Below are 13,209 nucleotides of genomic sequence, written 5' to 3'. Positions count from 1 at the left end.
CATTGCCATCTGATGGAAGGCGCGATGTGGGATGCCGTGTATCTCGGCTATTACGATCGGCGCGGTCCCGACGGCAAGTTGTGGCGGGGGCTGAGAACCCTGGATGAAGTGATCGAGCGGCTCACTGACGCGCAACGCGCGATGACGGACGCAAGCGCGCCGCTGCTGGCGTGGGGCTTCGATCCGATTTTCTTCGGCGCGAGCCGCCTCTCGGTCAAGGAACTCGATACCGTTTCGACGAGCCGGCCCATTGTCGTGCTGCACGCGAGTGTGCATCTGATGAATGTCAACAGCGCGATGCTGGCGCTGGCCGGTATCGACGAGAACACCGACATCGACGGGATCGACAAAGACCAGGACGACCAGCCGACCGGCGAGTTGCAGGAATTCGCCGCGATGTTCCCGGTGTATCAGGTGATCGGCAGCGAGCTTTCCATTGCGGCGAGTGAAAAGACCGAGGCCATCTGGAATTTCGGCAAGGTTGCGCAACTGGCCGGTGTGACCACCGCGACGGATCTGGTCAACGATCTCTCAGCGCTGGGCAATCGCAACCTGCGCGAAGTCACGGCCGACCCGCAGTATCCGGTCAGGATCGTGCCCGCATTCGCGCCGCAGCGAAGCCCCGACAACGGGGTCGAAAAAGTGCTGTCGGCTATTCAGGACAGCACGGAGAAGCTGACATTCGGCCCGGTCAAATTCATCGTCGATGGATCGATTCAGGGCTTCACGGCGCGGCTGAAGTGGCCCGGTTATGTCGGCGGCCAGGCGAACGGCTTGTGGCTGATTCCGCCGAGCCAACTGGTGGAGGTGTTCACGCCATTTCATCGCGCCGGGCTGCAACTGCATATTCATACCAACGGAGATGAAGCCACCGAAGTCGTTCTGAACGCCGTCGAGAAGATGCTCGACGCCTGTCCGCGCAGCGATCACCGTCATACGCTGCAGCATTGCCAGATGGCTGACGCGAGCCAATTGGCCCGCGCGGCGAAACTCGGCATGTGCATCAACTTTTTCTCCAACCATCTCTATTACTGGGGCGATCCGCATTACGCGCAGACCATCGGCCCGGATCGCGCGAACCGGATGAATGCCGCGGGTTCTGCCCGACGTCTGGGGATTCCCTTTGCGTTTCATTCGGACGCGCCGATCACGCAGTTGAGCCCGCTGTTTACCGCCTGGTGCGCGGTGCAGCGCAAGACCGCATCGGGACGCGTGCTGGGCGCGAGCGAGTGCATTCCCGTGGCCGACGCATTGCGTGCGATCACATTAGGCGCGGCCTATACGCTCAAGATGGATCATCTGATCGGCAGTATCGAGGTGGGCAAATTCGCGGACTTCGCCGTGCTCGCTGAAGACCCGAGCGAGGTCGCGCCTGAGCGGTTAAAGGACGTCGAAGTGTGGGGAACGGTGCTGGGCGGTCGCGTGTTTCAGTCGCCGGCAAAAAATGATTGACGCTGCTGCCGGGGCCACGACCGCGGACACTACGGCCACGGGTACGGGTACGTTTGCGGCCACGGTAATGCCAACGCCTGCGCTCACGCCCACGACAGCGTCCGCGAACACGACAGCGTCCGCGCCCACGACAGCGTCCACGAACACGACAGGGTCCACGAACACGACAGGGTCCACGACAGCGTCCGCGACCACCACGGCCACCTCCGCCGACGGCCGTCCACCCATTCCGTTGGTCGTGCTCGGCGGCTATCTGGGCGCCGGCAAGACAACCTTGCTCAACCATGTACTCTCGAGTGCGGGGCAGCGCCGCGTGGCTGTGCTGGTCAACGATTTCGGCGATATCAATATCGACGCCGCGCTGATCCGCGAACGCACAGACGACGTCATCAATCTGGAAAACGGCTGCGTGTGTTGCTCGATCGGCGGACGCCTCGTCGACGCGCTCGTAAAGATAAGCGCGCGGCCTGCGCGTCCCGAGTTGTTGATCATCGAAGCCAGCGGCGTGTCCGATCCCGTGAAGATCGCGCAGATCGGCCTGCTCGATCGGGCGTTCAGGCTGATCGGGATCATCGTTGCCGTGGACGCCGAGCGCATCGGCGCGACTTTGCGCGACCCGTACGTCGGCGATATCGTGCGCCGGCAGATCGCGGGCGCGACGGCCCTCGTGCTCACCAAGACCGACCTCGTCGCACAGAAGGGCAAAGCGGCGGCGATCGAGACGGTGTCGTCGCTCGCGACCACGTCCATCCTGCTCGAATCGGCAAACGGGTCCATTCCGCTGGAGTTGATCTTCGACGCGAGCGTTGCGCCTCGCCATCGAACCGGCGGCTCGCTTCTCGCGGCGGGTGAGCGGGCAGGTGAGCGGGCAGGTGAGCGCCTCAATAATCATCAGGACATCTGCAGCTTTTCTTTCCGCTCCGACTTCCGCCTCGACAGAAAGAAACTGAGGCAAGTATTTCGCAGTCTGACGGTTCCGCTATTGCGAGCGAAGGGCATCATCTGGCTGGATCAGGAGGATGCTCCACAGGAACTCCATGTGGTCGGCGGCCGTATTCTGATCACACCTCTCGCGGGCCGCGCGGCGGCTGAGTCGACGATCGTCCTGATCGGCCGTTTCAGCGACGAAGACGAGCGTACCGTGAAGCGTTGCCTTCAAAGCGCGCAAGCGTTGAACTAACAGCGCGCTTCGCCCCAGCGCACTCTCCCCACGCGCTGCACCAGGCGAATCCATCGCACTGGCCCTACCGCCGGCCCCCCACCAAACTTACACTTTTCCTCAAGAGATCGCCGCTCTGGCGATCACAAGTCTCACCCAATTCACGAAGCAGGAGACATGCATGGCCACAACAGAAACGTCCGCATCGAAGGTGACCGCGGACACGCTCGCCGCCTTTTCCGATGCGTTCAACCGTCATGACGCGAACGCGCTGATGGAATTCATGACTGAAGACTGCGTGTTCGACGCCGCCGGCGGAAGCGAAATCCACGGTGCGCGTTTCGTCGGTCGCGAGGCGGTGAGCGCCGCGTTCGAAACAGTCTTCAAGACCTTTCCGGATGCGCATTGGGGCCGTGGCCGTCATTACGTCATCGGCGAGCGTGGCGTGTCCGAATGGGTGTTCTCGGGGACGCACGCGGAAGGCTGGCGCATCGAAGCGGAAGGGTGCGATCTGTTCGAGTTTCGCAACGGGTTGATCGCCGTGAAGCGCGCGTTCCGCAAGGAACGCCCGAAGCAGAACGTTTGACGCCGACGAGGAGCTTCACATGGAGCAAAGTGTCATCACACGGGTCGGCGAAGGTCTGTCCGCAGGGCGGGACAGCGCGGCGCAATATGATCCGAGATACGATCCGCTGGTTTCGCCGGGGCCCGGCCACGGCAGGCAATACGCCCCCACCTATTGGGCCGCGACCGCCGGTACGCCGCCGCCCGACGATGGTCCGATCACGAAAGACATCGACGTGGACGTGGCGATCATCGGCGCGGGCTATACGGGACTCGCAACGGCGCTTTGCCTCGCGCGGGAGCATGGCATCAAGGCCGTGGTGCTCGAGGCCAACAAAACCAGTTGGGGTTGCAGCAGCCGCAATGGCGGACAAGGGCAGAATGCGTCCGGACGTCTATCGCGTTCGCAATGGGTCGAGCGGTGGGGTAAAGACATCGCGTTGAAAATGCATGACGAGATTCAGGAAGGCTTCGACAACTTCAAATCGCTGGTGGCCGAAATCGATTGCGATCCGCAACCCGGTGGCCACTTCCTGATTGCACACCGGCCGCGCATGATGGCCAAACTCGCCGCCGAAGCCAAAGTATGGAAAGACGTTTTCGGTTACCCGTCCGAGCTCATCGATCAGACTACGTTGCGCCGCGAGTATGTCAACGATTGTGAGGCGGCGGGCGCGCTTCATGAGCCAGAAGGTATCGGTATCCATGCGCTGAAACTCGCGTATGGCTATCTGCGGCTCGCGCGCGAAGCGGGCGCGCGGGTCCATCCGTCGAGTCCGGTGATCGGGTGGGAAACCGTCAACGGTATTCATCATTTGCGCACGCCGGGTGGCATCGTGCGCGCGCGCGCGGTCGGCATCGCGACCGGCGCTTATACGGCGCCGGACCTCCATCCTTCGCTGACGAGCCGCGTCATGCCGATCCTGTCGAATTCGATGGTGACGCGGCCGCTCACGCAACAGGAAATCGCGGCCTGCAATTTTCGTACGACCCAGGTGCTCACGGACACGCGCACCTTGCGCTTCTACTATCGTTTCCTGCCGGACAATCGGCTGCAGATCGGCAGCCGCAGCGCGATCACGGGCGCCGATGCGCCGAACCCGCGGCACTACGAGTTGCTCATCGAAGGCATGGGCCGCAAATTCCCGGCGTTGCGCGGTGTCGCGATCGATTATTCATGGTGGGGCTGGGTGGACGTCAGCCACGATATGATGCCGCGCATCTGTCAGCCGGATCCCAAGCAGTCGGTGTTTTACGCACTGGGCTACGGCGGCAATGGTGTGTCATATTCGCAGCAGGCGGGCCGCCGGCTCGCCGAGCGGATCGCCGGTAAGGGGTCGAAGCAGACGCTGCCGATCTTTACTTCACCGTTGCCCGGCCATCCGTTCGCACCGTTCCGTCGCCTCGGACAACGGATGCTCTATCAACTCTATTTCAGGCGCGACGAAAAGCCGTGAAGGCGGCTTAAGTACCGCGTTATACGCATCCCTCGCATTAACTGCGGTATGTAGCGCATCATTTACCGTGCCTCACACGCACGGCACCGCGCAGGCAGCCAGGTCTGCGCATTCAGTCATAAGAAAAAAACAATCAGCAGCGAGGCGCGCAAGCGTCCTCGCTCGATCCGGATTGACGGCGCCCCGGTCTGGCGGCTGCACACGCAGCCCTGCACGACAGGCGCCTGAATAAGCAGGATATGGAGGTGACATGCAAGTATCAGCGAATAAAAGTGAACTGAAAACCGGCCTCAAGGAACGCCACATGACAATGATCGCGCTCGGCGGCGTGATCGGCGCGGGCCTGTTTGTCGGCAGCGGCGTGGTGGTCCGGCAGGCCGGCCCAGCCGCGGTTCTGTCGTTTCTGATTACCGGCGGCCTGATCGTGCTGGTCATGCGGATGCTCGGCGAAATGGCGTGCGCGATGCCGGCGGTGGGTTCGTTCTACGAATACGCGCGGCTCGCCTTCGCCGGCAAGCGCGGGCCCGGCAAACTGGCCGGCTTTCTGACCGGGTGGATGTACTGGTACTTCTGGGTCATCGTCGTCGCGGTCGAGGCGGTGGCCGGCGCGAAACTCGTTCAGTTCTGGTTGCCCGATACACCGGCGTGGGCAATCAGTCTCGTGCTGCTGGTGGTGTTGACGGCGACCAATCTGATCTCGGTGGGCAGCTACGGCGAATTCGAGTTCTGGTTCGCGTCTATCAAGGTCGCGGCGATCGTGGTGTTTCTGTTCCTCGGCGGTCTGTATGTGCTGGGGTTGTGGCCCGCGTCGATGCACACCGCTTCCGTGATGCCCACGCTGCTTTCGCACGGCGGTCTGATGCCGAAGGGAATTGGACCGGTGTTGAGCGGCGCGGTTGCGGCGACCGGTTTTTACTTCGGTGCGGAGATCGTCACGATTGCGGCGGCCGAAGCGCATGAGCCGGTCAAGGCGGTCGCCAAAGCCACCAACTCGGTGATCACGCGCGTGCTGATTTTCTATGTCGGCTCGATTCTGCTGGTGGTGGCGCTGGTGCCTTGGGATTCGCCGAAAATGGCGACGCCGTATGTGAGCGCACTCGACGCGATGGGTATTCCGGCCGCCGCGAACGTCATGAATGCGATCGTGTTGACGGCGGTACTATCCGCGCTCAATTCCGGCCTCTACGCAGCCTCACGGATGATGTTCGCGCTGACCCGTCACGCGACGCGCCGGCGGCGCTCGCGAGAGTCAATCGTCGCGGTGTGCCGGTTCGCGCGATTCTGGTCGGCACCTTGTTCGGCTATGTGTCGGTCGTGATGTCTTATGTTTCGCCCGACAAGGTGTTTGCCTTCCTCGTCAATTCATACGGGACGGTGGCCATATTTGTCTATGTGCTAATTGCGGTATCGCAACTGAAACTGCGCGCGCGGCTCGAGCGTGAGGCGCCGGAAATGCTGCGCGTGAGGATGTGGTGCTACCCGTATCTGACGTGTTTCGCGATCCTCGGCATGATCGGCATTCTGGTGGCCATGGCGTTCATACCGGACCAGCGCACGCCGCTGTGGCTGGGCGTCGTGAGTCTGGGTGTGCTGCTCGTGGCTTATGCATGGCGCGCCCGCAAGCGTGGGGCGGCTTCTTCCGAGCCGGAATTCGTCGAGTATCGGCCGCATACGCATTGATGGCTGCTTTCTATGTGCGACTCGCATCTCAGCGATGCAGCAGTACAGCAGGTGGCGCTCGCGACCAACCGCTGCACTGCTGCTACATGTTGCCGGCTCGCGCCGATGCTGTTCCCTGGGGTCATACGCTCTGCATCTCCTGCAACTCCTGCATCTCCTGCAACTCCTGCGTCTCCTGCGTCTCCTGTGCCGCGAAGGAGCGAAGGAAACCTACTTCGACGCAACCACCGCGGCCGTAGCTGCCGTAGCCGGCGCAGCCATCGTCCCAGGCTGCAACAGCGGCCCGATGCGCACGGCGATTTCCTTTAGCTTCGGCACCGCTTTCAACAGATCCTCCAGACTGGCCCGCGCCGTGGGCGAATGAACGGCCAACGCGGCCAGCACGCGGCCATCCTCCACGTTGCGCACCGGCACGGCGACCGCCACCATGCCGCGCACGAACTCCTCGTTGTCGACACCGATGCCGCGCATGGCGAGGCGGTCGAGTTCCGCTTCCAGCAGATCGATGTCGGTCAGCGTGCGATACGTCATCGATTTGAGCGGCAAGCGCCTGATGACGAGCCCGCGCTCGGCGGGCGTCATCTGCGAAAGAAACAGCTTGCCGCTCGCCGTGCAGTGCAGCGGCACGCGCGTGCCCGGTTGCATATGCAGACGCAAGGGTTCGTTCGTCTCGACGCGCTCGACGTACAACACGGTATCGCCGTCGAGCACGGTGAGATTGCAGGTCTCGCCGAGCGCATCCACGAGCGTGCGCAGCAACGAGCGGCAAGCGCGCGTAAACGTGCTGTTCGCGAGCGTGGTGAGCGCGAGTTGCGCCGCGCGCGGCCCGAGTGCGATCGCGCGATCCGCGCCGCGCGAGTCCGGCATATGCGTGACGTAACCCCGTGCTTCGAGCGATTCGATCAGACGCATCAAGGTCGCCTTCGGAATCTGCAGACGTGAAGACAGTTGCGACAGCGAAGACGGTTGTCCCGCGGAAGCGAGCTGTTCCAGCACATTGAGGGCGCGCAGCACGCGAGTGTCGTCGGCGGGCTCGTGAGCAGGTGAGGGCGAACGCGTGGTGTCTCTCATTGGCCTTCCCGAGGCGGATAAAGATGAATGCCGCCCTAACGGATCGGTGACAACCCGGATGATCGCGAGCGGACAGATTGAATAGTGAAACGAAAAAGTCGGTTTCCGTACCGGATTACTGAATCCTAACCGGATTTGCTTGAAGTCGAAACAGCCATCCAATAAATTGGGACGAAATGAACCGTTTTTGAGCACAAAGATAAGCATCAGCACGGAGACATCAATGGTACGGAGTTTCGACTACGTGGTCGTCGGCGCGGGATCGGCCGGCTGTGTACTGGCCAACCGCCTCTCTGAAAACGGCCGCTACTCGGTGTGCCTGCTCGAAGCCGGTCCGCCGGATCGTTTTCTGTGGATTCATATCCCGATCGGTTACGGCAAAACCATGTTTCATCCGGTCTACAACTGGGGCTTCTACACCGACCCGGATCCGAACATGCACGATCGCAAGCTCTACTGGCCGCGCGGGCGTACCTTGGGCGGTTGCAGTTCAATCAACGGACTGATTTACGTGCGCGGTCAGAAGGAGGATTACGACCACTGGGCCGCGCTCGGCAATCGTGGCTGGAGCTGGAAGGAGTGTTTGCCTTACTTCCGGCGGCTTGAACACAACGAACTTGGCGAGTCGCCCACACGCGGCGTGGGCGGTCCGTTGTGGGCCTCCACCATCAAGCAGCGCCACGAACTCGTGGATGCGTTCATCGCCGCGTCGAATCGCCTGGGCGTCCCAACCGTCGACGACTTCAATCAGGGCGATCAGGAAGGGGTCGGTTACTACCAGCTGACCACGCGGCGTGGCTGGCGGTGTTCGACTGCCGTCGCTTACCTCAAGCCCGCGCGCAGCCGTCCGAATCTGCAGATCGAGACCGACGCGTTGGTGTCGAAGATTCTTTTCGAGGGCACCCGCGCCACCGGTGTTCGCTATGGTCGGCACGGCAAGGAGCACGAGGTGCGCGCCCACCGCGAGGTGGTGCTGACGGCGGGCGCATTGCAGTCGCCGCAATTGCTGCAGGTGTCGGGCGTGGGGCCGGCGAAATTGCTCAATGAGTTCGGGATTCCGGTGGTCGCGAATCGCGCCGGCGTCGGCGAGAATCTGCAGGATCATCTGCAAGTACGGCTGACTTATGAAGTGACGCGGCCGATCACGACGAACGACTTGCTGCACTCCTGGACGGGCCGCGCGAAGATGGGGCTGCAATGGGCGCTGTTTCGCGAAGGGCCGCTTTCGGTCGGCATCAATCAGGGCGGCATGTTCTGCCGCGCATTGCCGGATGAGGCGAAAACGCCCGACATCCAGTTTCACTTCTCCACGCTCTCAGCCGATACCGCGGGTGGCGACGTCCACGCGTTTCCAGGCTGCACTTATTCGATTTGCCAGTTGCGGCCGGAGTCGCGCGGCAGCGTGCGGATCCGCACGAATGACATGCGCGACGCGCCTTCGATTCGACCGAATTATCTGGCGACCGATCTCGACCGGCGCACAACGGTCGCGGGTGTGCGCTTCGCGCGCCGGGTGGCTGCTAGCGAGCCGATGGCCGCACTGATGAAACGTGAAGTACGTCCCGGCCGGGACGCGCAAAGCGACGACGAATTGCTGGAGTTTTGCCGCGAATACGGCCAGACGATTTTCCATCCTTCCGGCACCGCGAAGATGGGCGTCGCGAGCGATCCGGGCGCGGTGGTCGACGAACGGCTGCGCGTGTATGGCACGCAGGGGTTGCGGGTGGTCGATTGCTCGATCATGCCGACGCTGGTCTCCGGCAATACCAATGTGCCGATCGTGATGGTCGCTGAAAAGGCGTCCAGCATGATCCTCGAGGATGCCCGTGCCGGCGATCGGCCGGCGGGGCAAGTGCAATCGCGGAGTATGGAAGCGCAGTACTGACGCGGAAAGCGGACGTAAAAAGTAGAAGCGGAAAGCAGAACCAGAACCAACGAAGCAAAGTGGCCACCAGAAGTAAAACGAGCGCTACCCGACTCGCTGCATTCGAGTTCGATAAAAAGCAGCCTGCGGGTAACGATATTCGCGCCCCCGAGGAGGAGACAGACAAGGGGCTGAAAATGTGCTGCGATGCCGGGACGGCACGCGGCCATCCATTGGAGGAGACGCTATGGCAATCGATCAGCGGGTTATCCGCCGCGTTGCATTCGCGAGCGTGATTGGGGCGACGGTCGAATGGTATGACTTTTTTCTGTACGGTGTCGTCGCCGGTATTGTGTTCAACAAACTTTATTTTCCCGCTCACGATCCCCTCGTGTCGACGATGCTCGCCTATGGCACGTTCGCCGTCGGCTTCGTGACGCGGCCGCTCGGCGGCATAATTTTCGGCCACTTCGGCGACAAGGTGGGGCGCAAGTCCGCGTTGATCTGTACGTTGATCATCATGGGGATTTCGACCGCGGGGGTCGCCTTTGTGCCGACCTTCGCCCAGATCGGCATCTGGGCGCCGATTCTTCTCCTCACCCTGCGTGTATTGCAGGGGATCGGGCTCGGCGGCGAGTGGGGCGGCGCGGTACTGATGGCCTATGAATATGCGCCGCCGAACCGGCGCGGTCTGTACGCGAGCTTGCCGCAGATCGGTTTGTCGATCGGCTTGTGTCTCGCGTCGGGCATTGTCGCGGGCATCTCCCGCTTGCTGCCGGAAGAGGCGTTTCTCTCGTGGGGCTGGCGGGTCGCGTTTGCCGCTTCGTTGCTGCTCGTGCTGCTCGGCCTCTACATTCGCGTGAAGGTCATGGAGACGCCCGAGTTTCTCGCGCTCAAGCGCAACCGGCGCGCCGTGAAAATCCCGTTCGTCGACATGATCACCCGCTATCGCAGCGAGGTGCTGCTCGGCATGGGCGCGCGCTGGATCGACGGGGTGTTTTTCAACATCTTCGCGGTGTTCATGATCGGCTACCTCACGCAACGGCTTTCGATGAGCCGCACGGAAGCCCTCACCGGCGTGATGATCGCGGCGATGGTGATGTGCTTCTTCATTCCGTTCTTCGGCAGGATGTCGGACCTGATGGGACGCGCGCGCGTGTATCGCTGGGGTTCGCTGATCTGCGGCGTCTCGGTGCTGCCGGCGTTCTGGCTGATGGAGACGCAGGCCGGCAATACGCTCGCCGTGTGGCTCGGCGTGGTGATCCCGTTCGGCATCTTCTACGCGATGGTCTACGGGCCGGAAGCGGCGCTGTTTGCCGAGCTGTTCGATCCGGAGGTGCGTTATACGGGCATCTCATTCGTGTATCAGTTCTCGGGCATCTTCGCGAGCGGCCTCACGCCGATCGTCGCGACGGCGCTGCTGCGCCTCGACGGCGGCAAGCCCTGGTATGTGTGCGTCTACGTGATCCTGTCGGCGCTGCTGTCGGCATGGGCGGCGCGGGCGATGGAACGGCGCGCGAAACCGTTCGACGAGATGGCGACCGCGCGCTGAGGGCGCGCCACCGCCACCGCCGTTGGCCGCGGACGCGGACGCGGACGCGAAGCGTCGCCCACGGCACGCGATTCTGTTTATAATAAAAATGGAACAAATCGTACCGAAAATTGAAAATCGTGCCGGCAGCGCCGAACGACTATCCCCGCAGCGGGGAGGAGAAATGAAGTGATTGATAAGGCGACTGGCAAACCCGACCGGATGGTCTCGGTACGAAGCGTTTTCGGCATCGATTCCAGCCTGATGGTGCCCGCGTTCAGTGAGCGCGACGACCACGTGCCGGAGATCGACGAGGTCTACCGGTTCAATCCGGAGGTGACCCTGGCGATCCTGGCCGGCTTTAGCCGCGACCGCCGGGTGATGGTGCAGGGCTTGCACGGTACCGGCAAGTCGACCCACGTCGAACAGGTCGCCGCGCGGCTCAACTGGCCATGCGTGCGCGTGAATCTCGACGGCCATATCAGCCGCCTCGATCTGGTGGGCAAAGATGCGATCGTGGTGCGCGACGACCTGCAGGTCACCGAGTTTCAGGAGGGCATCGTGCCGTGGGCATTGCAGCGGCCGGTTGCGCTGATTTTCGACGAATACGATGCGGGCCGTCCAGACGTGATGTTCGTGATTCAGCGCATTCTCGAGCGGGACGGCAAGTTCACCTTGCTCGACCAGAATCGCGTGATTCATCCTCATCCGTATTTCCGCATGTTCGCGACCACGAATACCGTGGGGCTCGGCAATCTGAACGGCTTGTATCACGGCACCCAAATGCTGAATCACGCGCAGATGGACCGCTGGAACGTGGTGGCCACGCTCAACTATCTGCCGCGCGCGGAAGAGGCCGGCATCGTGCTCGCGCGCGTGCCGGAACTCGCCGACGAAGCGGGACGTGCGCTGATCGAATCGATGGTGAGCGTGGCGGAACTCACGCGCAAGGGCTTCGCCAACGGCGATCTGTCCACGCTGATGTCGCCGCGTACGGTGATCAACTGGGCGGAGAACTGTCAGATTTTCCGCGACCCCGCGATGGCGTTTCGCCTGACCTTCCTGAACAAGTGCGACGAAGCCGAACGGTCGATCGTGGCTGAGTATTTCCAGCGTTGTTTTGGCGTGGAGCTCGAGCCTGCGGATGTGGGCGATGACGCGGACCACGCAGCGGAATCGAATCGATGACGTCGGGATGGCAGGCGGACTTGAGTCGAGCGGATCCGCAGCAGGCGGATTTGAGTCGGGAAGACCCGCAGCAGGTGGACCTGAGTCGAGTGGATCCACCACGTCCGGTGGACTTGCGTCAGCCGCCCCTGCTTCAGGCAGACACGCGGGCCGCTACGCCGAACGCAGCGCTCTCACGCCAGGCGACACTACGCGCGGAGCAGCGCGAGGCCCTATGCGCGGCGACCGTGCGCGCCCTCACGGGGGACGCCTCCTTGCACTACCGCGAGGGCCGGTTATGCCGCGATCTGCGGCCTTTGCCGTTGCACGCGCCGCATCTGCGCACCGACCCGCAGCAGGACGCTCTGGCATCGCTGCGCGGCGCCGCCGACGGCGCCGCCATGCGACTCATGCACTCCGATGCGGCCCTGCACAGCCGGCTCTGCCCGCCCGATCCCGTCGAGCGGCTCATGTTCGAACTACTCGAACAACTGCGTTGCGAAACGCAAACGCCGCCTGGCATGCCGGGCCTCGTGCAGAACCTGCGCGAGCGTTTCGAAGCGTGGTCGCGAGCCTTTTGCGACGCCGGACTCGCCGACGACCATGTCGGCATTCTGCTATTCACGGTGGCGCAGATCGCGTGGTCGCGCCTGACGGGCTGGCCGGTGCTGGAACAGACCGAAGGCCCGATCGAAGCCACGCGCGCGGCCATCGTGCCGGTGCTCGGCGTGTCGCTGGCGGGTCTGCGCCGGCATCGGCAGGAGCAGGACGCGTTCGCTGTCCATGCACTGGAATTGGCGCGGCTGGTCGCCAGAATGATTCGTGACGCCCGAGCCGATGCGCTCGACGACGCGCAGGACGACGCGCAGGAGAGCGACGACCAAGCCCCGCGCACGGCGTTCTCGCTCTGGTTCGATGTCGAGGACGACGAGTACAAGGACATGGCCGTGGCGCTCAGCGGCAGGAGCCGCGTGCTCGAAGCATCGGACCAGGGCTATCGCGCCTTTACGACGCGCCATGATCGCGAGCTTGCTGCCGGCAAGCTGGTCCGCAAAGCGCTGCTCGATGAGTTTCGCGAGCAGCTCGACGAGCGCGTCGCCGCCCAGGGGATCAACGTCGCGCGGCTCGCGCATGCACTGAAAGCGGCGCTGGCGATACCGCAACGCGATGGCTGGTCGGTCGGCGAGGAGCATGGCCGGATCGACGGCCGGCGCCTCGCGCAACTGGTCAGTTCTCCCGCTGAACGGCGCCTGTTCCGGCTTGA

At 62.9% G+C, this 13,209-nt stretch carries 8 protein-coding genes and 2 pseudogenes; 9 read left to right on the top strand and 1 reads right to left on the bottom strand.

From position 1 onward, the window contains the following. From QOC89_RS15640 to QOC89_RS15620, 5 genes and pseudogenes are all read left to right on the top strand, one after another. The coding region (locus QOC89_RS15640; protein WP_323045836.1) for an amidohydrolase at positions 1-1,452 on the top strand (1,452 nt) is incomplete at its 5' end. Then, positions 1,445-2,632 carry a CobW family GTP-binding protein gene (locus tag QOC89_RS15635; protein ID WP_323045835.1) on the top strand — a complete coding sequence of 396 codons (1,188 nt, stop codon included), beginning with the start codon at positions 1,445-1,447 and terminating at the stop codon, positions 2,630-2,632. The genes QOC89_RS15640 and QOC89_RS15635, both read left to right, overlap by 8 nt. Positions 2,633-2,792: 160 nt before the next feature. After that, on the top strand, positions 2,793-3,197 hold the full coding sequence (locus tag QOC89_RS15630) for a nuclear transport factor 2 family protein (RefSeq protein ID WP_323045834.1): 405 nt from the start codon (positions 2,793-2,795) through the stop codon (positions 3,195-3,197). A gap of 19 nt (positions 3,198-3,216) precedes the next feature. Next, entirely contained in the window at positions 3,217-4,632 is a 1,416-nt protein-coding gene (locus tag QOC89_RS15625; RefSeq protein ID WP_323045833.1) for an FAD-binding oxidoreductase, read from the top strand. Between the two features lie 250 nt (positions 4,633-4,882). Beyond that, positions 4,883-6,312: pseudogene (locus tag QOC89_RS15620) on the top strand (amino acid permease). 210 nt (positions 6,313-6,522) lie between these two features. Here the strand turns inward: QOC89_RS15620 and QOC89_RS15615 are convergent. Beyond that, positions 6,523-7,383 carry an IclR family transcriptional regulator gene (locus QOC89_RS15615; RefSeq protein ID WP_323045832.1) on the bottom strand — a complete coding sequence of 287 codons (861 nt, stop codon included), beginning with the start codon at positions 7,381-7,383 and terminating at the stop codon, positions 6,523-6,525. Positions 7,384-7,606: 223 nt separating this feature from the next. On the opposite strand from QOC89_RS15615, the gene QOC89_RS15610 reads away from it, so the two are divergent. The 4 genes and pseudogenes from QOC89_RS15610 to QOC89_RS15595 form a co-directional block, all read left to right on the top strand. After that, on the top strand, positions 7,607-9,268 hold the full coding sequence (locus QOC89_RS15610) for a choline dehydrogenase (RefSeq protein WP_323045831.1): 1,662 nt from the start codon (positions 7,607-7,609) through the stop codon (positions 9,266-9,268). A 226-nt stretch (positions 9,269-9,494) separates the two neighbouring features. Next, positions 9,495-10,799 (top strand): MFS transporter, encoded by a 1,305-nt coding sequence (locus QOC89_RS15605; protein ID WP_323045830.1) that lies wholly within the window; start codon positions 9,495-9,497, stop codon positions 10,797-10,799. Positions 10,800-10,970: 171 nt separating this feature from the next. Beyond that, complete coding sequence (locus QOC89_RS15600) at positions 10,971-11,966, top strand: AAA family ATPase (protein WP_323045837.1); 996 nt, start codon at positions 10,971-10,973, stop codon at positions 11,964-11,966. Continuing rightward, positions 11,963-13,209, top strand: a pseudogene (locus QOC89_RS15595) (hypothetical protein); the annotation flags it as partial. The gene QOC89_RS15600 and the pseudogene QOC89_RS15595, both read left to right, overlap by 4 nt.

Source organism: Paraburkholderia sp. (assembly GCF_034668105.1).
Classification (GTDB): Bacteria; Pseudomonadota; Gammaproteobacteria; order Burkholderiales; family Burkholderiaceae; genus Paraburkholderia.
The sequence above is the reverse complement of the archived record's forward strand: the minus strand, read 5'-3'. Positions and strand labels throughout refer to the sequence as shown.

Excerpts from the sequence above, each read along its gene's own strand:
- QOC89_RS15635 (WP_323045835.1), top strand. The coding sequence starts at position 1,445 with ATGATTGACGCTGCTGCCGGGGCCACGACCGCGGACACTACGGCCACG.
- QOC89_RS15630 (WP_323045834.1), top strand. The coding sequence starts at position 2,793 with ATGGCCACAACAGAAACGTCCGCATCGAAGGTGACCGCGGACACGCTC.
- QOC89_RS15625 (WP_323045833.1), top strand. The coding sequence starts at position 3,217 with ATGGAGCAAAGTGTCATCACACGGGTCGGCGAAGGTCTGTCCGCAGGG.
- QOC89_RS15615 (WP_323045832.1), bottom strand. The coding sequence starts at position 7,383 with ATGAGAGACACCACGCGTTCGCCCTCACCTGCTCACGAGCCCGCCGAC.
- QOC89_RS15610 (WP_323045831.1), top strand. The coding sequence starts at position 7,607 with ATGGTACGGAGTTTCGACTACGTGGTCGTCGGCGCGGGATCGGCCGGC.
- QOC89_RS15605 (WP_323045830.1), top strand. The coding sequence starts at position 9,495 with ATGGCAATCGATCAGCGGGTTATCCGCCGCGTTGCATTCGCGAGCGTG.